Origin of the sequence: Pseudooceanicola atlanticus (assembly GCF_000768315.1) — a bacterium.
Taxonomy (GTDB): Bacteria; Pseudomonadota; Alphaproteobacteria; order Rhodobacterales; family Rhodobacteraceae; genus Pseudooceanicola; species Pseudooceanicola atlanticus.
Window position 1 is genome coordinate 801993 of record NZ_AQQX01000001.1, and the last position, 18329, is coordinate 820321.

Sequence of the window (18329 nt, forward strand, 5' to 3'; positions counted from 1 at the left end):
CCTTTTTGGTATCCTGCAGGGGGCTGCGATCAGTCGTTCGCTGTTTTCTCGTCGGTCGGCTTGGTGTTAATTTGACCGTCCGCACCCGGACCTTCGATCAACTTGACTTCCGAGTTCTGGTTGGTAATCGCCAAGGCTACAGGGCCTGCAATCATTGCCAGGGTCAGGACATCAGACGTCAATCCCAGTGCGAACGCACCGCCCTTCATTGAAGATGCAACCCATGCTCTGAACTTTTCCAGAAATTCGGCTTGCTCGCCGTCTACGTTTTCAAACTCGTCTCGCAGATCCGCGAAAATTCCCTTCAATCGACGGCGAATCTGATCATCTGAAGCGCCTTCGCGTTCATGCATGATGCGGAGCAATGCAGACAGTTTCAGGGCGACGACGGCCTTCTGCATCTCGGGAAGTGTAGAAGCCCTAACGGCTTCCAGCATGGTTTCGGTAGTTCCTATGAATTCTTGTCGGTCAAATTTCTGTGTCGTAGCTATCCGGCTTGTCGCGACTGTGTTTCCGACTAGGCGAAGGGTTCCAATCACGTTCTTGGCCTGAGAGGCCGCCACGAACTCTTTGACGGCATTTTGCGCAAGTCCCTTCAGCGCTAATCCTTGAAAGTGGCGGACACTGCTAAGCATGTCACGAACATTCTGCTCGGGCAGGCCAGGCAGGTGAGCAATCTCCTCAATGGCGTCATCGAACAAATGGATGATCGCGATCCGAGCCTCATCCGAGTCGACTTCTGGGAATGCCGCGGCAAGACCCTGCACAAGGTTGCCTTTGGGATCTGATTCAGCGATCGCGGCGTACACGTCTGCCAAACGAAAACAGGTATTCTCCGCAAAATCCATATCACCCCCTCAACGCAGCCGCCATCAGCCTTGCCAGTCTGGCCTCGATCGGCGCCGTCCTGCTGTCGTTTGCGCTGGCGAGCAAGTCGTCGGCCACCTCGGCTCTGCCAGCCTCTGTCTCAACGAGGCCCCGGATGATATCCGCCACCATGCGGGCGGAAGCGGAGCGGGTGTCGGCCAGCTCGCGTTCCAAGGCAAGGATGCGTTGTTCCGGGGTCATACCTTGCGCCCATACCAGAGCACCTTCCCGACTGGCTCGATGTCATCGACAGCAGCGTCGAGAGGCGGATATAGTTCCCGGTTATCCGAGATGATCATGACATGGCCCCGCTTCACCGACCTTCCCACGCGCTTTACGTGTAGGGCGTCGTTGAAGCGCAGCACGAACAGGCCGTCAAAGCTGAGGTTCGTCTTGCTCGCGTCGAGCAGGACGATGTCGTCGTCCAGGAGCGTCGGTTCCATGCTCTCGCCCTTCACGCTGATGATGGCGAGGTTGCCGGGACTGCTGCTGGTCAGGCGTTTTAGATAGGCGGGTGGGAAGGCGAGGGAGTAGACCTCAGTCTCTTGGTCTATTACCGCGCCGTATCCCGCGCTGGCGGATAGGTCGTACACTGGCACAAGGTCGATTTCGGTCTGGACGGGTTCCCCTGGTTCGACGCGCTGGAAAGCGGGGGTGTCCTCATTGAGGCTTGGGGCTGCGATCTGCGCTTCGTATTGCGATTCGACTACCGTCTCGATCACATTGCGAATTCTCTCAGCATTTTCAGCCGATGTGCTTGAGCTGTCGCGACGCTTCAGCTTGTTCAGCACATCGTAACTCACGCCAGAGCGTCGGGAGAACTCTGCGACGGACATTCCCGTAGCGCCTAGGTAGTCAAGGAACTGGTCTCTGATGTTTTTGGCCATGTGGCCACTAAATGCAGTAGCGCAGGCCAATTCTACTGGCCATTTGTCCTTGACAGATTCTGGACAATTGGCCATTTATTGAGCCATGACCGAGCAACTCATCAAAGACGTCGAAGAATACTGCGACGCCGCGCGTATCAGCCCGGCCACTCTGGCGGTGCGCGTGCTGAACAACAGTCGGTACTTCGACCGGCTTCGGAAGAAACTCGAGCGAGAAGAGGATGCCGAGGAACGGCTCCGCCGGTACATGGCAGACAACCCTCCTCCGGATCGAGAGGTGGCAGCTTGAGCGGTACACCTGAACCAGCGGCGACGGCCACAGAAGTCTCCGACGATAATCGTTCTGAATTCTGGGACGTGCTGGACCGTTTCGCCGCCCAGGCCGAGGAAATCGAGATCCGTCACAAAGTCGGAAGCCTCGAAATCACACGGATCATTCGGCTTTCGCCGATCCGCATCCCAGCCGCCTGAACGGCCTGAATATGCATCGCTCACTGACATACCGGCGAGAATGAGCGCCCCTTTTCCCGCCGCCAAGCGAAACCGACAGAGGATTTTTCACATGAGGCCAACGAAGGCAGGAACAATCCAGAGCGCCGTTGCGGCCACCTATCGGGCAGCGGGTGGTGTCGAAGAAGCCGCAGAGCTTCTCGGCATCGCTCTCTCGACGGCAAGCTATGGCACTGAGGTCAACGATCACCGCCCAGGTGGGTTGGGGGTCAACTACCTCGACCGCCTTGGCCGCATTGATCCCGCCTATGCCCGCGCCATCGCCGAGCATTTCGCGGCGCTGGCCGGGGGCGCATTCACCGCGCACGACCAAGCCCCGGCGCAGTCCGTTTCGCAGCACGTGTCGGCCATCGTCAAAGAGCACTCCGAGGCCGTCATTGCGCTGAACTCCGGTGCATGCCCGCATCAGACGCGGCGCGAACTCATCGAGGCCCGCGACGCCTGTTCCGATGCAATCCGGGACCTCGACCACCGCGCCGGTATTCTGCCGGTAACCCGGACGGTGTCGTAACCATGCCTGACGCTGTCTCCTCATCCGACCAAGCCTTGATCGATGCCTTTCTGGCAAAGAACCAGGTGACCAAGGTTCCAGCCGGGACCACTTCGCAAGCGCCGTATGTCTGGAACGGAAGAACGCTCGAATCCACCGGCCCAAGCTGGCGGGAGGCGAACCGTCGCAAGAGCCGCAAGAGCGGTACAACGCCAGAGGTTGCGGCCCGCCGCATCAAGGTTTCTGACCTGATCCACGATGGCAAGACGGCCCAGGAAGCGGCGGATGCCCTCGGGGTCAGCCTCCAAGTCATCTACAAGGATTGCTCCGTCCTCGGTCTGGGCGTGAAGCAGCAACAGAAGACGAGAAGGCGGGCTGCACCGAAGCCGAAGCCCGCATTGACGGCCCAGACTGCGCCCAAGGCCATCGCCGCGAAGTCCCGGCACGACCCTCGCGTCGAAAAGAACCGGGCGGCAATCCGGGACGCCTTCGACGGCAAGAAAACGGCAGCGCAGATTGGGCGGGAAACCGGCATCCATATCCGGACGGTGAAAAGTCACCTGTCGGCACTCGGCCTGACGCCACCCTCACCCTACAAGCGCGAACTGAAAGAGGCGATTGAGCGCCGATCTCAACTGCCGGCTCTGGTCGCATCCGGCATGACCAATCCTCAGCTGGCCGAGAAGTTCGGTGTCAGCACCTCGGCCATCAGCGCGGATTGCAAGCGCCTCGGCCTTTCGCCGAACCGGACGCAGCGCCGGGATGCTGGCGGCAATGAGGGGCGACGGGCTCAGATCCCCCGCCTGATCGAGGAAGGCCTGACTGGCCCCCAAATCGCGCAGCGCCTCGGTTGCAGCCGCGCGACCATTTACAAGGACTGCACTGAACTCGGCATTTCGATCCCGCGGAGGGGCCGAGCAGCTGGTCGGGTTGATCACATCGCAGAAGAGAAGGCCCGGAAGGCGGAGCGTAAGCGTGCAGAAGTTCGTGACCGGCGGCGGTTCAAGACGACACCGGTGCCAACCGGCCAGGCCTCGCGGCTGGCGCCTCAGGATCTTCACGAAACCATGTTCCCGCATTCGCGCCGGGACCCGTTGGACGGAAGCCAGACCGTCCTGAAGGACGGGGCGAATTCATCGAAAATCGGTGGCGGCGTTTTGAAGGGGCGTTTGAAGGGGGCCAAGATCCTCACCCTGACGCTGGAGGAGCGGGCGACCTGCCCGAGATCCTGCCTGGTTTACCGGGAGTGCTACGGCAACGGCATGCAATATGCGCATCGGTTTGCCCATGGCCCGGGCTTGATGCGCAAGCTGGCAGAAGAACTGAAGGATGCTTGCCGGGTCAACGAAATGGTCCTGGTACGGCTGCATATCCTCGGGGATTTCTGGTCGGTGGAATACGTCGAATTCTGGCGGAGCATGCTGGCCGAACTGCCGAACCTTAATGCTTTCGGCTTTACCGCGCGCCCCTCGGGCACACCGATCGGTGATGCGATCAACGCCCTTCGGTCTGATTGTCCCGACCGCTTCATGATCCGCACGAGCGGGCGATCCGGCGAATGGGGCAGCTTCACGATCGACTTCCCGACCGAGAAGAAGCGCATCGGGGATGCCATCGTCTGCCCTGAGCAAACGGCATCCATGAACGGCGATGACGACGGGCGCCACTGCGGCAACTGCGGCTTTTGCTGGGCCAGCCGTGGCCCGGTCGCGTTCGTGGAGCATTGAACATGGCCGCGTCACCCAAGCTCGATCAAATCGCCACTCTCTCCGCTGGTGAGGTCGAAGGCTGGTGGAGCGTTCTCGGCAAATACCGAGCCGAACTTCCCGGCGAGCGGGCGGCGCTCCTGGCGCGGGGCAAGGCTCTTGGCATCAACCCGGCTGGCTCGAAGGGCTGTGCATTCGGCGCACGGAGGAGCCGGAGGAAAGTGCGTGGGCAGGATTCAGAAGGACATGCACGATGATCGAACTGGCGAAAATTCGAACTGACGGCGGGACGCAGTCGCGCGCCCAAATCCATGAGGAGACCGTGGCTGAGTACGCGGAGGCCATGGCTGATCCGGACACGGTTTTCCCGCCTTGCATCGTCTACTACGACGGCAAGAGCTATTGGCTGGCCGATGGCTTTCATCGGGTCGCGGCATGGGCCCGCGTCGGGCGCACGGAAGTGCCGGCAGAGGTCCGTCAGGGAGACCGGCGTCGGGCGATGCTGCACTCCGCTGCTGCCAACAAGGCCCACGGTCTTCGGCGGTCGCGCGAGGATAGGCGGCGGGCAATCATGATGATGCTGGAGGATGAGGAATGGGGGCGGTGGTCCGACAGGGAAATAGCCCGGCACGTTGGCGCTTCACCCACGACGGTTTCTAAGTACCGATCGGAATCCGTCACTGTCCAATTGGACAGTGAGCCGCGCACCTACACCACCAAGCACGGCACCGAGGCCACCATGAACACGGCCAAGATCGGCAAGCCTGCAGAGGCGGTGCGCCCCCCCGCGGAGAGCGCCCCCGTGCCTGAACCCCAGCCGGATCATCAACCGACCGGAGCCGAACCGGAGCCGAAATCCGAAGATCCGCAACCGAAAGCCCCCGATACGCTACCTGACCCCCACGCCAAGGAACGCAAAGAGCTTTCGAAACTGTCGCGCGAGGGACTTGAGGACGAGGTCATCGGCCTACGGGCGGACCTGCAGGACGAGAAGGCCAAGCGCAAGGCGGCGCAGTCCGAGGTGAAAGAACTGAAAGCCCAACTCAAAGCCTTCGATGACCTCGAGGGCGGCCGGGCCCTTGGCAACGCTCGACGCGCACTGCGCGAGTCCGAAGGGCGATCGAAGGAGCATCAAGCCAACGCCGCCCGCCTGCAACGCCAAGTCAACGCGCAGAAAACCGAAATCGACAGGCTCAGAAAGCAGCTTGAGGGGCAGGAGATACCCCTTTGAGCATCCTCGACCGCATACGCGCCAACGGAGGCGAGGTCGTCCGAGATCAATGGCGGATCAGGCTCCGGCGCGGCCGTCTCACCGATGCGGCGATCAAGTGGATTGGAGAGCGCAGGGACGAGCTCATGCGCGAGGTCTGGCCATCATATGACGACTGGCTGGAGCGAGCTGCGATCAGGGAATTCGACGGAGGCCAGGCCCGCCATGAAGCGGAAACTGCAGCCTATGAGGAAATCATGAAGCGGGAGGCCGCCAAATGCTGAACTTCAAGGAACCCAAAGAGATCAACTTGCGCCCCTACCAGGCAGACGCGATCGAGAACCTGCGCAACGGGATCAGGGACGGAAAGCGGCGCCTATTGCTGTGTGCTGGAACCGGGGCAGGAAAAACGCTGACCGCCGCGCATCTGCTGCAGGAGGCAGACCGGAAGGGTAGCTATGCGCTGTTCATCGTGGATCGGGTTGCCCTGGTCGACCAGACCAGCGCCGTATTCGACGAGTACGGCATTCAGCACGGGATCGTGCAGGGCATCAACGACCGATGGATGCCGAACGAGAATGTTCAGGTTTGCTCCGCACAGACGCTGGCGCGCCGAACCTTGCCGAGAGACCCCGCTGTAATCGTGGTGGACGAGGCGCATTGCCGGTACAAGGCAACGCTTGAATACATCGCCCGGCATCCTGATGCGGTGAAAATCGGTCTGACAGCTACCCCGTTCACTGCCGGAATGGCTGATGACTGGGACGATGTCGTCAACGTCATCCCGACCCGCAAGCTTATTGACGACGGGTTTCTGGTCGAGCCGAAGATCTTCATCGCGAAATCCCCTGAGGACGCTGAGCTTGGGCTCAACAGCTACGGAGAGTTCTCAGACAGCAGCGCCTCGACCGCCGGCATCCAGATCGTCGGTGATGTGGTCCAGGAGTGGATCACAAAGACGCGCGAGGAATTCGGCGGGCCGGTCAAGACGATCGTGTTTTCGCCGACTGTCGAGCATGGGCGGGAATTGTGCGCCGCGTTTTCCGCAGCGGGCTTCAATTTTCAGCAGATCAGCTATCTCGACCGCAGCGACGAAGAGCGGGCCGAGAAGATTGCCGAGTTCCGCCGGCCAGACAGCATCATCGACGGTCTGGTCTCCTGCGGTGTCCTGACAAAGGGTTTTGACGTGCCGGACGTGAAGTGCGGCATATCCTGCAAGCCCTACCGCAAGAGCCTGTCGAGCCACATGCAGGAGATCGGGCGGATCATGCGAACGCACGACGACAAGGAAGGCGCGCTCTGGCTTGATCACTCGGGCAACATCGAGCGGTTTGGTGTCGACATGTTCGACATCTGGGAAAATGGCGTTGGCGAACTGTCTCATGCTGCCAAGCGCGACAGCAAGCCGAGGGATCGCGGCGAGCACGTTCGCGAAAAGGTCGTTTGTCCGGAGTGCAGTGGCACGCTGAGAGGCAACACCTGCATGGCGTGCGGGTGGGAGAAGCCCGCGCGGTCTGGTGTCGTCAATGTCGCTGGCGAAATGCACGAGTTCAAGCCTCAGGAAATGCTGATGGAGCCCCGGCCAGGGCTTCGCGCCGACTGCCTCAAGAACCCGCGCATGGTCTGGGACGCAGCCCTCTTCTTCACGTCCGAGCGGACAAGGAAGGGAGAGGATCACGCGCGGCGCTGGAGTTATGGAGTGTTCAGGGACATTTACCCCGGCCAGAAACTGCCCTTCGGGTGGTTCGATGCTCCGATCCCCCAGTCCGTCGATCCTTCGGCGCTCGCGTTGATTGATCGCGAAGTGAAGCGCTTCCGGAAGAATTCACGGAGAGCGGCATGAGGATCACCGAACTGCGAGGCCGCATCATCGACAACCTGAGGGTGCTTGGGGGGGGGTGCGATCTCGCCGCTTTGAGCGAGCGGATCGACCGGGATCGGCCGTCTACGTTGAGGGCATTGCGCCGCATGGAGGTCGCCGGAGCCGTCCGTGTCTCGGATGGAGCAGTGACCCTGCTTCCTCCTGGCTACATTGCCATCGGTTCTTTCCCTCCGAAGGCGTGATCCGATGAGTATTCACGACGCCATGCTTCAAGCCTGCGCTGCAGTGCAGATTGAACCGCCCCGGAAGGCCAAGGCGGGTGAGTGGGTTGCTTGCCCAGTCGTGGGAAAGGGGCGTTCTAACGGCGCCGGGCGAGTTCTGATCTTCGACGATGGACGAGGCGGAATTGCGTGGAATTGGTCCTCGGGGCAGCAGCAGCGCTTCAAGCTGGATGGATTGGCTGGGCCTGGTGAGGTCAAGCCGCCACGCCGTGACCCCGAGGCGGAGCGTATAGACCAGGAGCGCCGGCAGGCGGCCGTGCGGGCATCAGCGGCAATGGTAGCAGCCTGTGAACCTCTCGCCCATCCATACCTTGAGCGGAAGGGTTTCCCAGACGAGATCGGCAACGTGCTGGATGATCCGGCGCGACTGATCCCGTCTGGCGAGTTCTTCGACGGCATGCGCTATCAGGTAAGCCAGATGGCCGGGCCTTTCCTGGTCATCCCGGGCCGGATCGCGAAGCAGGTTGTTACGGTCCAGCTGATCGATGCCGAGGGCGCCAAGCTGAACATGAAGGCCGCTCCGATGAAGGGAGCGGCACACAGGCTGGCAACCGGGCGAGAAACCTGGGTGGCTGAGGGCTATGCGACCGCGCTGTCTGTGCGTGCCGCTCTGCGCCTCCTGGGGCGTTCAGCGACCGTCCTCAGCGCATTCTCTGCGGCCAACGTCGCGAAGGTGGCTGAGGGGCTGTCCGGCAGCATCATCGCCGCCGACCATGACAAGCCGCTCGAGCAGTTGCACGGGAAGGGCACGGGTGAGTTCTACGCGGCCAAGAGCGGGCGGGTGTGGACCATGCCGCCCGCGCTTGGGGATTTCAACGATATGCATCAAGAGCACGGCCTCCGCGCTGTGGCGGTGCATTTGCGAGAAGTGCGAGGGGGTTGAGCATGGAGAGGCCCCGCGCTCTCGGAACGCGGGGCCGCAACTGGTGGACGGTTTGACAGACAGTGGCACCAGATATTGCGGAAAGCCTACCACGGGGCGGGATCAAAGGCAAAGGGCAGTCCGAAAGGTGGAAGCCCGATCCCCGGCGCAGCGTTCGAGCGCCGCAAGTAGCCACCAACCGACAGGCGTGAACGCGCGACCTGTTGGGCCTGAAGCGGCGGGCTCGTCTGAATGGACAGGTCAAGACTGCGGCGGGTGCAGGGACCAACCTCAGCGTTCGCTGGGGCTGGTCGTCCTATGCCCGTCACAACGGGCTGAACTGATGGACAGAGACAAAAAAAGCAACGTTCGAACGTAGAGAAGGGGACGGCGTATGGGTATGCAGATGCGAAAGCTGGCGGAAAACGACCTTCGCGCCATGATCGCCGCTGGCACGGAAATGGCCCAGGACATGGTCCGAAGCGACGTGAAGATGGATGAGAGCCACGTCATGTGGGCTTTGTTGTGCGAGGCCGCAGACGTATCGTCTCGGGCCTTTACAGCGCCGCCACGGACCGGGTTCCCGGCGAAGTCTGCCATGCCTGATGCGCCCGACGATGTATCCTATTGGCATCTGATGATGGCCTACATCAAAGGCGAGGTGGAGGATGCGCCCTCGGAGGTATCCGCCAAGCCGATCCCTTCGTCTCAGCAGATCGATCGGGCCACCTTTGTTCTGGATGTCTGGCACGGATACGCACTTTCCAGGAAGGGCGCCAAGTCGCGCCTAAAGAAGGCGGTCTATCTGAAGGCATGCGGTGTAAGAGACCGGTCCGTCTGCGCGGCAACCGGGTTGTCAAAGCAGGCACTGCATGCGGCCAAGAAGGAGGCGATGCGCGATATGTGGGAGGCAATACGCAGGTATTGACTATCCGACTAATTTTGGCACAATGCTTGGCATAATCGGAAGACGTATGCGCCCGGAGGAAACCCCTCTCGGGCGTTTTTCATTCCCAGTCCGTCCTTACCCCCGTCATCCCCCACGCGGCGGTCATAGTCTCTTATGCGCGGCAGCGTAAACCCGGAGTGGCTGGGGATGGTTTCATGACCTTTTCCGGGAATTCGAGGCGCGTGGGGATCATCACAGCACAAGGAATTGGCGCATGAGCCTCACGGCGAAACAGGCGCGTTTCGTCGAAGAGTACCTCATCGACCTGAACGCGACACAGGCGGCTATCAGGGCCGGCTACAGCGGGAAGACGGCAGCCGCGGTTGGCCATGAGAACCTGAGAAAACCTAAGATCGCTGAAGCGATAGCTTCCGCGAAGGGTGAGCGCTCAGATCGGACCAAGATCGACAGTGATTGGGTGCTGAAACGGTTGGCGGATGAGGCAGATGCCGACATGGCCGATCTCTACGACGATAACGGAAACCTGAAGCCGGTCCACGAATGGCCCGCCATCTGGCGCAAAGGCCTGGTAGCTGGCCTGGACGTGGAAGAGATCACCGTCGAGGGCCAGGTCGTCGGGCATGTGAAGAAGATCAAGATCTCCGACCGCATCAAGCGGATTGAGCTCATCGGCAAGCATGTCGAGGTGCAAGCCTTCCGCGACCAGGTCGAGCACAAGGGCGGGATCAGCTTGACGGTCAACAAGGACGACGCCGAGCTGTGAGCAGTATCGGGCACAACGGCGGCCCGCCAATCGCGACCCTGACGCCCAAGCAGCGCGAGGCCAACAAGCTACTCGCGAGCAAGGCCCGCAACATCATGCTCCGGGGTGGGTCGCGCTCGGGCAAGACGTTCATCCTGATCCGGGCCATCATCCAACGGGCCATCAACGCTCCAGGGTCGCGCCATGCGATCTTCCGGTTCAGGTTCAACCACGCAAAGACCTCGGTTTGGTCGGACACGCTTCCGAAGGTTCTGAAGCTATGCTTTCCCGATCTTCGGGTGAGGTTCGACAAGACGGACTTCTATGTGGAGCTGCCGAACGGCTCTCAAATCTGGATCGCGGGTCTCGACGATAAGGAGCGGGTGGAGAAGATCCTCGGCCAGGAATACGCCACCCTGTATTTCAATGAGAGCAGTCAGATACCTTGGGGGTCTGTCGAGACAGCAATGTCGCGCTTGGCTCAGAAATGCATGCTGGCGCCGGAAATCGCTGAGGTGACCGGCCGCGCGACCTTGGCGCTCAAGGCCTACTTCGACTGTAACCCGCCATCGAAGCTACATTGGTCCTATCAGATGTTTCGGGCGAAGCTGAAACCCGGGACCAAGGAAGCGCTGCCGAATCCGGCTGACTACGCCGAAATGCTGGTGAACCCGGCCGACAACGTCGACAACCTTCCGGCTGAATACTTCGACGTCCTGGCCAGCATGTCGGCCGCCAAGCGGTTGCGTTTCGAGGCGGGCGAATGGGCCAGCGAGGTCAACGGTGCGCTTTGGGCGCTTGAGGACCGCAAGGCACCTGATGGCAAGACAATGCCCGGTCTCGACAGCTTGCGGGTCGCTTCGGCGCCGGAGCTGCAACGGATCGTAGTGGCAGTGGACCCTTCAGGGACTCGGGGGGATGACGGTGGCGATGACATCGGGATTGTTGTCGCTGGGCTCGGTGTCGATGGGCATGGCTATATCCTGGAGGATGCGACCTGCCAGATGTCGCCGGAAGGCTGGGGGCGCCGGGCCGTGGAGAGGTACGACCACCACGGCGCGGATCGGATCGTCGGAGAGCGGAACTTCGGCGGCGATATGGTCCGCTTCACGGTCGCCACCGCCGATAAGAATGCTTCGTTCAAGGAAGTGGTGGCCAGCCGCGGCAAGGCGGTGCGGGCGGAGCCGATCAGCGCGCTCTATGAGCAGGGCAGGGTGCACCACGTTGGGGACTTCCCCGACCTCGAGGACCAAATGTGCAACTTCACCTCGGCGGGCTTCGTTGGGGGCGGTTCGCCCGACCGGGCCGACGCGCTGGTCTGGGCTCTTACTGAATTGATGCTTGGGCAGTCGGCTCCGGCGCAAATGTTCCTACGCAAGCGGAGGGCCACAGCATGAACAAGCCCGTCCTGAACGTGAGCGAGCTGCTGCGCAATGCGCTGCTGAGCAATGCACTGACCCGCAACCTGTCGGCGATGTTCCCGGGCTACTTTCAGAACGCCAAGCATAACCACTACGCGGATTTTGGTTGGCCGACGACGCTGACCTTTGACCAGCTGTATTCGGCTTGGCGGCGCAACTCGATCGCCAAGGCGGCGGTGAGCAAGACGTCCCGCAAGGTCTGGCAGGATTATCCCTTTCTGCAGGAGCGGGAAGACCAGCACGAAGAGACGAAGTTTGAGGCTGAGCTGCGCCAGCGGTTCGCTGATCTGCGCGTCTGGCAGCGGGTAGCCGAGGCCGAGCGGCGGTCCTTGGTCGGAAACTATGGCGCTCTGATCCTGAGGGTGGCAGACAGCAAGGAGTTTCGCGAACCGGTTGACCGGGTGTCGGGCGGCTTGGATGCGCTGGTCGAGGTCATTCCAGCCTGGGAAAACCAGCTGACCGTTTCCGAATGGGACGATGACCAGAGGTCCGAGACCTACGGTCAGCCGAAAATTTTCGAGTTCCGAGAGGTGGCCGTGGGGACCGGCGCAAAGTCGCGTGGCCGAACCTTCAGCGTGCACCCGGATCGGGTGGTCATCTTCTCCAAGGACGGCACGGTCTTCGGCGAAAGCCTTCTGGAAGCCGGCTACAACGACCTGATGACCCTGGAGAAGGTTTCTGGCGCTGGCGGTGAAGGGTTCTGGAAAAACGCCAAGTCCTCGCCAGTCCTCGAGGTGGACAAAGAGGCAAAGCTGACCGAGATGGCGCAGGCCATGGGCGTTGAGCTGGCCGAACTGACCGACGCCATGAATGAGCAGACCGAGGCCTGGCAGAAAGGCTTCGACAAGCTGCTCATGGTGCAGGGCATTACAGCAAAGACTCTGCCGGTTAACCTGCCGAGCCCGGAACACTTCTACGGGGTGGCGCTGAACTCCTTCGCGGCCTCGGTCGAAATGCCGGTGAAGATCCTCATCGGGATGCAGACCGGAGAGAGAGCCAGCCAGGAAGACGCCCGGGAGTGGGCGCAGACCTGCATGGGGCGCCGGTCAGATGTGACTGTTCCGACGATCATGGAGTTCGTGAACAGGCTTGAGCGGTTCGGGATCCTGCCGGAGCGCGATTGGTTCCTCAGTTGGACCGACCTCACCGAGGCCAGCATGGCAGAGAAGATTGAGAGGGCCGTGAAGATGGCCGGCATCAACCAGACAAACGGCGACGACGTTTTTACCGGCGACGAAATCCGCGGGGCCATCGACATGGAAGGCCCTGCGCCAGAGCCGAGTGACGATGAAATGGGTGTCGAGCCTGAGCTTGACCCTGCCGACGACGAAACCTGAACAGGAGAAAGCCCATGACGAAACGGGTCAGGGTCAACGTTCGCTCGTTGGCCAACACCAACGCTGTGCGCCGGGAAACCCGGAACGGGCGCCAGGTCATTATCGTTCCTTCGGCCACGTTGCCTGACGACGTGGTGATGAACCGCATCCAGTATCCGGCAGACGAGATCGAGAAGAGCTTTCGCAGCCTGAACCGCACCCCGGCTCCGCACGGCCACCCGATGATTGGCAACCGGTTTGTCAGCGCGCGCGATCCGGAGGGGATCAATGTCGGGTACATAGGCGCGTGGAACGAAAACGCGCGGCGTGAGAACGGGCGAGTGTTCCTCGACAAGGTCATCGACGTGACGGTGGCCAACCGGTCTGACGAAGGCAAGGCGGTCATCGACGCCATCAATAAGGGTGAACCGATCCACACCTCGACAGGGCTGCTCTGCAATCTGGAAGAGGGTGACGGAAAGAAGTTCGACTTCATCGCCCGCGATATCGAATTCGACCACGACGCGATCCTGCTGAACGAAGAGGGCGCGGCCACTCCCGATCAGGGTGTCGGCATGCTGGTCAACGCCAAAGGCGAGACCGAGGAAATCGAGGTCATCAATTCCGCGCTCGAAGAGGCCGAGCGCGAACTGGAGTGGGCGGCCGACTGGGCCATCCGCGCGGTCGACAAGATGGAACGCGCTTCCATCGTCGAGCGCATCGCATCCGCCATCAAAGAGGCTCTTCGCGGAGCCTCCGAGCGGGAAACCTCAGCAGCAAATGGAGAAGCTGACATGGCTGTTTCTGACGAACAGTTCAACGCGCTTTCCGAAGAGGTCAAATCCCTCTCGGACAGCATCAAGGGCATCGGCGATACGGTCGCAAATGCCGTTACCGAGGCCGTGAAGCCGATCAAGGAGCACGTCGACCAGATCGACGCGGCCAACAAGGCGAAGGAACAGGCCGAGCTGGCCGATCTGACAGCCAAGATCGTGAAAGCCAACCTCATGGACGAGGACACCGCGAAAGAGCTGACGCTCAATGCGGCCCGCGCCCTCGCCAAGAAGGCGGAGCCCGGCAAGGCGGCCGCGCTCAACGGCGCATCGGGCGGTTCCGGCGGCGACGATGACGAGTGGGCCGACTACTCGCTGAACGCGGCCATCGACGGCAAAAAGAAGGAGGCCGCATAATGGCCAACGTCATCTATCGCCACCCGGTCAATCAGGAGCCGGAAACGGTTTCCAACATGACCGTCGCCGGCGCCTATTTGCCCGGCATCCTCGTGACTGAAGACGGTGACGAGTTCACCGTCGCAACTGCAGCTGACATCGAGGCCGAGCTGCTAATTCTCAGCAACCGCCAGTTCTACGACCAGGACATCACCACGGCCTATGCCTCGGGTGATACGGGCGTGGCCTACCGGCCGAAGCCGGGCGAGGTGTACCAGGCGCGCCTGGCGGCAGCGACCTACGCCAAAGGCGCTCCCCTGACGGTGGGCGCCTCGGGCTATCTCACTGCTGCCGGTGCGTCGGAGCGCGTCCTCGCGTTCTTCGACGGCACCGCCGGCGCAATCTCCGCAGGGGCTCTGGCTGATGTCCGCATCGCCAACAGCTTCCTGACGGCATCGGCATAAGGAGGCCGCAAACATGCTTCGCTTCACCGAAGAACAGCAGGCCGCGGTCGTCAATCAGCGCCGTGCCTTCAACGCCCAGCAGATCGCAATGGCGGAAACGCACCGCCTCACCGCGGAAGGTGCGAACCTGCTTGGCAACGCCTCGCCGATGCCCCGCGATGTCTGGGGTGAATGGGACAACGATGGCCTGATGGTTCAGCGGTCGATGCTGGCCGTGTTCAACGACCTGGCCGCGTCCGTTGCCCGTCCGTTTCCGATCGGCAAGCTGATCAGCTACTTCCAGCAGATCAGCGACTCCGGAGAGGTCAATGTGTCTCTGGACGGTCGCTCGACCGCCCGTACGGACCAGCAAACCTACGCCTATGTCGGCACCCCGGTTCCGATCGTCAATTCGACGTTCAGCTATGGCTGGCGGCAAGTAGCAGCAGCTCAGACCGAAGGCGTCCAGCTGGATGATGCAGGCCGGCTGAACTCCAACCGCAAGATCTCCGAGACCCTGGAGACCTGGGCGCTGGATGGCAACGCCAAGATGGTGGTCGCAGGGGCTCCGCTTTACGGCATCCGCACGCACCCCAAGCGTTCGACCCGGTCCACGACGAACGATCTGTCGACCTGCACCGGTGCTGAGTGGCTGGCGGATGTCAACGCGACCACGGCGCTGCTCTACGCGAAGAACGTCTTCGCCGAGCCGACCCTCTACGTGAACATCAATGACTGGAAATATGCACGCGAGACGGATTTCTCGACGTCCTATCCTGGCAAGACGATCGCGCAGCGCGTCCTCGAAAGCGGTGTGGCGAATGTGGTGCCGTCGTCGTCCGTTGCGGCCGATGAGATCATCGCTGTTGTCAAGGACCCGACGCTGATCCGGGTGCTGAATGCGATGCCGCCGACGACAGTGCCGTTGTTCCGCGCCAACCCGCATGACGATTACAACTTCATGTCCATGGGGGCTGCTGTGGTCGAGGTGCGCTACGACACCGCAGACCAATCAGGGATCGCGCATTCTTCCTGATGATCTGAGCGAGGGGCTGGGGTGACCTGGCCCCTTTCATGAGATCACCAGAAAGCCGGAGGGCATCAACATGAAGGTCGAAATCACTGAAAAGGGCGTCTTCGAGGGGCGCGACGAAATCCCCGTTGGGGAGGTCGTGGAATTCGAAGGCGACAAGATTCCGCCTTTCTTGGTCGGCAAGTGCCGCCCCGTGGGTAAGGTTGCCGTGACGAACCCTGTTGAAGGCGCAGTACCCGTCGAACCCGCGCCGTCCGGCGTCGAGCGCCAGGAGCTGCTGAAGCTGGCCGCGATGGAAATTGCGGGTGACGACTTCATCGCCGACGGCCGTCCCGATGTGCGCGCTCTGAATGACGAACTGACCGACGATGCGGCGCCGTTCACTGCCGAAGAGCGCGATGCTCTCTGGCCAGGCGTCAAGGACGAAGTCATGGCAGCACGGACCGCTGGTTAACCCATGACTGCCTCCGTCGAGGACTGGATTGCCTATGCCGCGGCTCGCGGTGACGCGGTGGCGGATGACGCAGACAGTGCGGCGGCGCTCGTGCGGGCTCAGGATCACTACACCTATGCTCTGCTGCCGCGCCTGTCCGCTGCCCCGCCGGATGCCATTGCTGACGCGGCGGTCTACGAATTGGCCAAGCTGGAGCTGGCCACACCCGGCTTCTGGTCAAAGACCTTCACCCCGGATCAGCAAAAGACGCTGACCAAGGTTGGTGATGTCCAATGGACCGTGCGGGGTGACGCTTCGGGCGCCATGGGGGCCATGCCAGTCAGCACGAAGGTTGAGGCCATGCTGGCGCCTTACATGCGGATCGTTGGCATCGGGGCGTGGGCGGTATGAGCGGTGCTGACATCGCAGCAGAGGTCCTCGCGGCCGTCGCTGAGGCCACGGCAGAAGTCGGCAACGGCAACCCGCTGATCGCCACCATCACCCGCCCTGGCGAGGACGACGTGAGCAACTACCCTGTCATCGTCCCCGGCCAGCCAACTGACTACTCGGCGGTCGCCATGATCAACCAGTACAGCGCGATGGATCGTCAGGGGACGGATATCACCGAGCGGGACGTGAAGCTGATGCTGACCGTCCCGCTGGCCGACAGCGCGGGCAACGTGACTGAACCGCAGAATGGCGATACGGTGGTTTTGAGCGACGGACGCACATTGCACGTCAAGGCTGTCGATCCGCTACAGCCGGGGGGTACAGTGCTGTACTGGAAGTGCCAGGCAGCGAGTGGAGATAGCTAATGCCCCGCGATACCCGCCGCCGGTTTCTTGAAGCCCTGGCGCCGCATCTGACCCAGATCGAGAACGCCTTTATCGAGGCCTTCGCGGACATGCGTTCAGCTGCGGCTCAGCGGACCCTTGAGGAGATCGTGCAGCGGTACACCGAGACCGGGGACATCGAGGCGGCTATTCTCGACATGCGGGCTGCAATCGGGTTCGCAGCGCGAGGCTTCTACGCCCCCCTAGATCGGGCGCACTCCAACGCCTTCATTGCCGGGGGGCTGTACCAACAGGGGTTGCTCCCAAAGCGGGCATTAAATACCGCGCCGAAGCTGGTGGTGCGGTTCGACGGGTTCCACGAGAGAGCCATCGAAACGACGCGCCGTCTGGCTGGGCGTCTGATCACCGAGATCAGCGAAAGCGTGGAGACCGTGATCCGGGAGACGCTGGTCGAGGCGCGGGAGACGAACCGGAGCTACCGAGCGACGACACTTGACCTGATCGGGCGCACCGAGGGCAACCAGCGCAAGGGCGGGCTGATCGGACTGCACAGTCGCCAGGCCGCAGCGGTGCGAAAGGCACGGGTCGAACTGGAGGCGCTGGATAGCTGCTATTTCCGCCGGGCGAAACGGGACCGCCGATTTGACGGAACGGTGCGCAAGGCCATCAAGGAAGGCCGGCCTCTTTCGCAGGCTGATGTCGACAAGATCACGGGCCGTTACAGTGATCGGCTTCTACGCCTCCGGGCCGACATGATCGCCCGCACCGAGGGCAACGGCGCGATGAACGCAGGGCGCCATGAGGCCACGCAGCAGATGATCGACAGCGGCAAGGTTCCGGTCGAGGCGATCACACGCATCTGGGATTCGACGCCAGGGCCGAGGACGCGCGACAGCCACCGGGCGATGCAAGGTCAGGAAGTCCGCTGGCAGGCGAAGTTTCAAAGCCCTGTGACGGGGGCGTTCTTGGCCCATCCACACGACCCTGAAGCACCGGCGGCCGAGACGGTGAATTGCCGGTGTTCTGAGCGCATCAGGATCGATTGGGCCATGGTGGCGAGTTAGGTGGTGGGTGGAGTATTTTCGCGATCGATCTCTTCCAGCTTCGTGTCCATCAACGCGACGAGTGTTTTAAGCTGAACCTTCAGTTCCTCAGCCTTTTCAGGACCGACCGCATCATAAAAGCGAACGCCAGTTTTTTTCTCGTAGGCACGAATGGTTTCCAGAAGGTCTTGCGCAACTGCGCTCAATCGGCGTGGGGCTGGGTACTTTTCTTCGAGAACAGCAATAAGCTCACTGTTCACTGACCGGTTGTTCGATTGAGCTGCGCCCTTGATCCGGTCGCGAAGGTCTGGAGAGAGGCGAAGGGCGATCTGAACTGTTGGTTTTTGGCTGCTGTCGTCTGTCATGATGATTCCTTGCGCTGCAATCAAA

At 61.6% G+C, this 18329-nt stretch carries 24 protein-coding genes; 20 read left to right on the forward strand and 4 right to left on the reverse strand.

The window, feature by feature from the left end; all coding sequences use genetic code 11:
• Positions 1–29: 29 nt before the first annotated feature.
• Genes ATO9_RS03905 through ATO9_RS25100 form a run of 3 tightly spaced genes read right to left on the reverse strand, consistent with a single transcriptional unit; the run spans position 30 to position 1703 of the window.
• A complete protein-coding gene (locus ATO9_RS03905; protein WP_043745210.1) occupies positions 30–848 on the reverse strand; it encodes a hypothetical protein in 819 nt (272 codons plus the stop codon).
• A 1-nt stretch (position 849) separates the two neighbouring features.
• The gene (locus ATO9_RS03910) at positions 850–1068 is read right to left on the reverse strand and encodes a hypothetical protein (protein ID WP_043745213.1); all 219 of its coding nucleotides are present in this window, start codon (positions 1066–1068) and stop codon (positions 850–852) included.
• Positions 1065–1703 (reverse strand): S24 family peptidase, encoded by a 639-nt coding sequence (locus ATO9_RS25100; RefSeq protein ID WP_238318659.1) that lies wholly within the window; start codon positions 1701–1703, stop codon positions 1065–1067. The genes ATO9_RS03910 and ATO9_RS25100 overlap by 4 nt, the downstream gene beginning before the upstream one ends.
• 136 nt (positions 1704–1839) lie before the next feature.
• On the opposite strand from ATO9_RS25100, the gene ATO9_RS03920 reads away from it, so the two are divergent.
• From ATO9_RS03920 to ATO9_RS04010, 20 genes are all read left to right on the forward strand, one after another.
• Positions 1840–2043 (forward strand): hypothetical protein, encoded by a 204-nt coding sequence (locus ATO9_RS03920; RefSeq protein WP_043745216.1) that lies wholly within the window; start codon positions 1840–1842, stop codon positions 2041–2043.
• Complete coding sequence (locus ATO9_RS24185) at positions 2040–2225, forward strand: hypothetical protein (RefSeq protein ID WP_156127766.1); 186 nt, start codon at positions 2040–2042, stop codon at positions 2223–2225. The genes ATO9_RS03920 and ATO9_RS24185 overlap by 4 nt, the downstream gene beginning before the upstream one ends.
• Positions 2226–2316: 91 nt before the next feature.
• Positions 2317–2775, forward strand: a complete 459-nt coding sequence (locus ATO9_RS24190; RefSeq protein WP_052418081.1) for a hypothetical protein — start codon at positions 2317–2319, stop codon at positions 2773–2775.
• A 2-nt stretch (positions 2776–2777) separates the two neighbouring features.
• Complete coding sequence (locus ATO9_RS03930) at positions 2778–4481, forward strand: helix-turn-helix domain-containing protein (protein ID WP_043745219.1); 1704 nt, start codon at positions 2778–2780, stop codon at positions 4479–4481.
• Between the two features lie 232 nt (positions 4482–4713).
• Positions 4714–5691, forward strand: coding sequence for a ParB N-terminal domain-containing protein (locus tag ATO9_RS23365; RefSeq protein ID WP_052418082.1), 978 nt, complete (start codon positions 4714–4716; stop codon positions 5689–5691).
• Complete coding sequence (locus ATO9_RS03940) at positions 5688–5954, forward strand: hypothetical protein (protein ID WP_043745223.1); 267 nt, start codon at positions 5688–5690, stop codon at positions 5952–5954. Before ATO9_RS23365 ends, ATO9_RS03940 begins: the two co-directional genes overlap by 4 nt.
• On the forward strand, positions 5948–7513 hold the full coding sequence (locus ATO9_RS03945; RefSeq protein ID WP_052418083.1) for a DEAD/DEAH box helicase: 1566 nt from the start codon (positions 5948–5950) through the stop codon (positions 7511–7513). Before ATO9_RS03940 ends, ATO9_RS03945 begins: the two co-directional genes overlap by 7 nt.
• Entirely contained in the window at positions 7510–7734 is a 225-nt protein-coding gene (locus tag ATO9_RS03950) for a hypothetical protein (RefSeq protein WP_043745224.1), read from the forward strand. Before ATO9_RS03945 ends, ATO9_RS03950 begins: the two co-directional genes overlap by 4 nt.
• Before the next feature lie 4 nt (positions 7735–7738).
• Entirely contained in the window at positions 7739–8656 is a 918-nt protein-coding gene (locus ATO9_RS03955; protein ID WP_043745226.1) for a toprim domain-containing protein, read from the forward strand.
• A 373-nt stretch (positions 8657–9029) separates the two neighbouring features.
• Positions 9030–9563, forward strand: coding sequence for a hypothetical protein (locus ATO9_RS03960; protein WP_043745228.1), 534 nt, complete (start codon positions 9030–9032; stop codon positions 9561–9563).
• 235 nt (positions 9564–9798) lie between these two features.
• Positions 9799–10308, forward strand: a complete 510-nt coding sequence (locus ATO9_RS03965) for a terminase small subunit (protein ID WP_043745230.1) — start codon at positions 9799–9801, stop codon at positions 10306–10308.
• Positions 10305–11684 carry a phage terminase large subunit gene (locus ATO9_RS03970; protein ID WP_202902097.1) on the forward strand — a complete coding sequence of 460 codons (1380 nt, stop codon included), beginning with the start codon at positions 10305–10307 and terminating at the stop codon, positions 11682–11684. The genes ATO9_RS03965 and ATO9_RS03970 overlap by 4 nt, the downstream gene beginning before the upstream one ends.
• Positions 11681–13045 (forward strand): anti-CBASS protein Acb1 family protein, encoded by a 1365-nt coding sequence (locus ATO9_RS03975; protein ID WP_156127768.1) that lies wholly within the window; start codon positions 11681–11683, stop codon positions 13043–13045. The genes ATO9_RS03970 and ATO9_RS03975 overlap by 4 nt, the downstream gene beginning before the upstream one ends.
• 14 nt (positions 13046–13059) lie before the next feature.
• The gene (locus ATO9_RS03980) at positions 13060–14214 is read left to right on the forward strand and encodes a DUF2213 domain-containing protein (protein WP_156127770.1); all 1155 of its coding nucleotides are present in this window, start codon (positions 13060–13062) and stop codon (positions 14212–14214) included.
• Positions 14214–14657: a hypothetical protein gene (locus ATO9_RS03985; RefSeq protein ID WP_043745233.1), complete on the forward strand. Its 444-nt coding sequence runs from the start codon at positions 14214–14216 to the stop codon at positions 14655–14657. The genes ATO9_RS03980 and ATO9_RS03985 overlap by 1 nt, the downstream gene beginning before the upstream one ends.
• Before the next feature lie 13 nt (positions 14658–14670).
• A complete protein-coding gene (locus ATO9_RS03990) occupies positions 14671–15672 on the forward strand; it encodes a major capsid protein (protein ID WP_043745236.1) in 1002 nt (333 codons plus the stop codon).
• Between the two features lie 70 nt (positions 15673–15742).
• Positions 15743–16123, forward strand: coding sequence for a hypothetical protein (locus ATO9_RS03995; RefSeq protein ID WP_043745238.1), 381 nt, complete (start codon positions 15743–15745; stop codon positions 16121–16123).
• 3 nt (positions 16124–16126) lie between these two features.
• Positions 16127–16513, forward strand: a complete 387-nt coding sequence (locus ATO9_RS04000) for a hypothetical protein (protein WP_043745241.1) — start codon at positions 16127–16129, stop codon at positions 16511–16513.
• Positions 16510–16917, forward strand: coding sequence for a hypothetical protein (locus ATO9_RS04005; protein ID WP_043745244.1), 408 nt, complete (start codon positions 16510–16512; stop codon positions 16915–16917). Before ATO9_RS04000 ends, ATO9_RS04005 begins: the two co-directional genes overlap by 4 nt.
• Complete coding sequence (locus ATO9_RS04010) at positions 16917–17960, forward strand: phage minor head protein (RefSeq protein WP_052418084.1); 1044 nt, start codon at positions 16917–16919, stop codon at positions 17958–17960. The genes ATO9_RS04005 and ATO9_RS04010 overlap by 1 nt, the downstream gene beginning before the upstream one ends.
• On the opposite strand, the gene ATO9_RS04015 is transcribed toward ATO9_RS04010, so the two are convergent.
• Positions 17957–18304 (reverse strand): Arc family DNA-binding protein, encoded by a 348-nt coding sequence (locus ATO9_RS04015; RefSeq protein WP_043745247.1) that lies wholly within the window; start codon positions 18302–18304, stop codon positions 17957–17959. The genes ATO9_RS04010 and ATO9_RS04015 overlap by 4 nt on opposite strands.
• Positions 18305–18329: the final 25 nt, after the last annotated feature.

Coding starts and splice junctions, on each gene's coding strand:
- ATO9_RS04010 (WP_052418084.1), top strand. CDS start 16,917: ATGCCCCGCGATACCCGCCGCCGGTTTCTTGAAGCCCTGGCGCCGCAT.
- ATO9_RS04000 (WP_043745241.1), top strand. CDS start 16,127: ATGACTGCCTCCGTCGAGGACTGGATTGCCTATGCCGCGGCTCGCGGT.
- ATO9_RS03965 (WP_043745230.1), top strand. CDS start 9,799: ATGAGCCTCACGGCGAAACAGGCGCGTTTCGTCGAAGAGTACCTCATC.
- ATO9_RS03955 (WP_043745226.1), top strand. CDS start 7,739: ATGAGTATTCACGACGCCATGCTTCAAGCCTGCGCTGCAGTGCAGATT.
- ATO9_RS03980 (WP_156127770.1), top strand. CDS start 13,060: ATGACGAAACGGGTCAGGGTCAACGTTCGCTCGTTGGCCAACACCAAC.
- ATO9_RS03930 (WP_043745219.1), top strand. CDS start 2,778: ATGCCTGACGCTGTCTCCTCATCCGACCAAGCCTTGATCGATGCCTTT.
- ATO9_RS04015 (WP_043745247.1), bottom strand. CDS start 18,304: ATGACAGACGACAGCAGCCAAAAACCAACAGTTCAGATCGCCCTTCGC.
- ATO9_RS03960 (WP_043745228.1), top strand. CDS start 9,030: ATGGGTATGCAGATGCGAAAGCTGGCGGAAAACGACCTTCGCGCCATG.
- ATO9_RS23365 (WP_052418082.1), top strand. CDS start 4,714: ATGATCGAACTGGCGAAAATTCGAACTGACGGCGGGACGCAGTCGCGC.
- ATO9_RS03990 (WP_043745236.1), top strand. CDS start 14,671: ATGCTTCGCTTCACCGAAGAACAGCAGGCCGCGGTCGTCAATCAGCGC.
- ATO9_RS03950 (WP_043745224.1), top strand. CDS start 7,510: ATGAGGATCACCGAACTGCGAGGCCGCATCATCGACAACCTGAGGGTG.
- ATO9_RS24190 (WP_052418081.1), top strand. CDS start 2,317: ATGAGGCCAACGAAGGCAGGAACAATCCAGAGCGCCGTTGCGGCCACC.
- ATO9_RS03920 (WP_043745216.1), top strand. CDS start 1,840: ATGACCGAGCAACTCATCAAAGACGTCGAAGAATACTGCGACGCCGCG.
- ATO9_RS04005 (WP_043745244.1), top strand. CDS start 16,510: ATGAGCGGTGCTGACATCGCAGCAGAGGTCCTCGCGGCCGTCGCTGAG.
- ATO9_RS25100 (WP_238318659.1), bottom strand. CDS start 1,703: ATGTCCGTCGCAGAGTTCTCCCGACGCTCTGGCGTGAGTTACGATGTG.
- ATO9_RS03995 (WP_043745238.1), top strand. CDS start 15,743: ATGAAGGTCGAAATCACTGAAAAGGGCGTCTTCGAGGGGCGCGACGAA.
- ATO9_RS03905 (WP_043745210.1), bottom strand. CDS start 848: ATGGATTTTGCGGAGAATACCTGTTTTCGTTTGGCAGACGTGTACGCC.
- ATO9_RS03945 (WP_052418083.1), top strand. CDS start 5,948: ATGCTGAACTTCAAGGAACCCAAAGAGATCAACTTGCGCCCCTACCAG.
- ATO9_RS03985 (WP_043745233.1), top strand. CDS start 14,214: ATGGCCAACGTCATCTATCGCCACCCGGTCAATCAGGAGCCGGAAACG.
- ATO9_RS03910 (WP_043745213.1), bottom strand. CDS start 1,068: ATGACCCCGGAACAACGCATCCTTGCCTTGGAACGCGAGCTGGCCGAC.
- ATO9_RS03975 (WP_156127768.1), top strand. CDS start 11,681: ATGAACAAGCCCGTCCTGAACGTGAGCGAGCTGCTGCGCAATGCGCTG.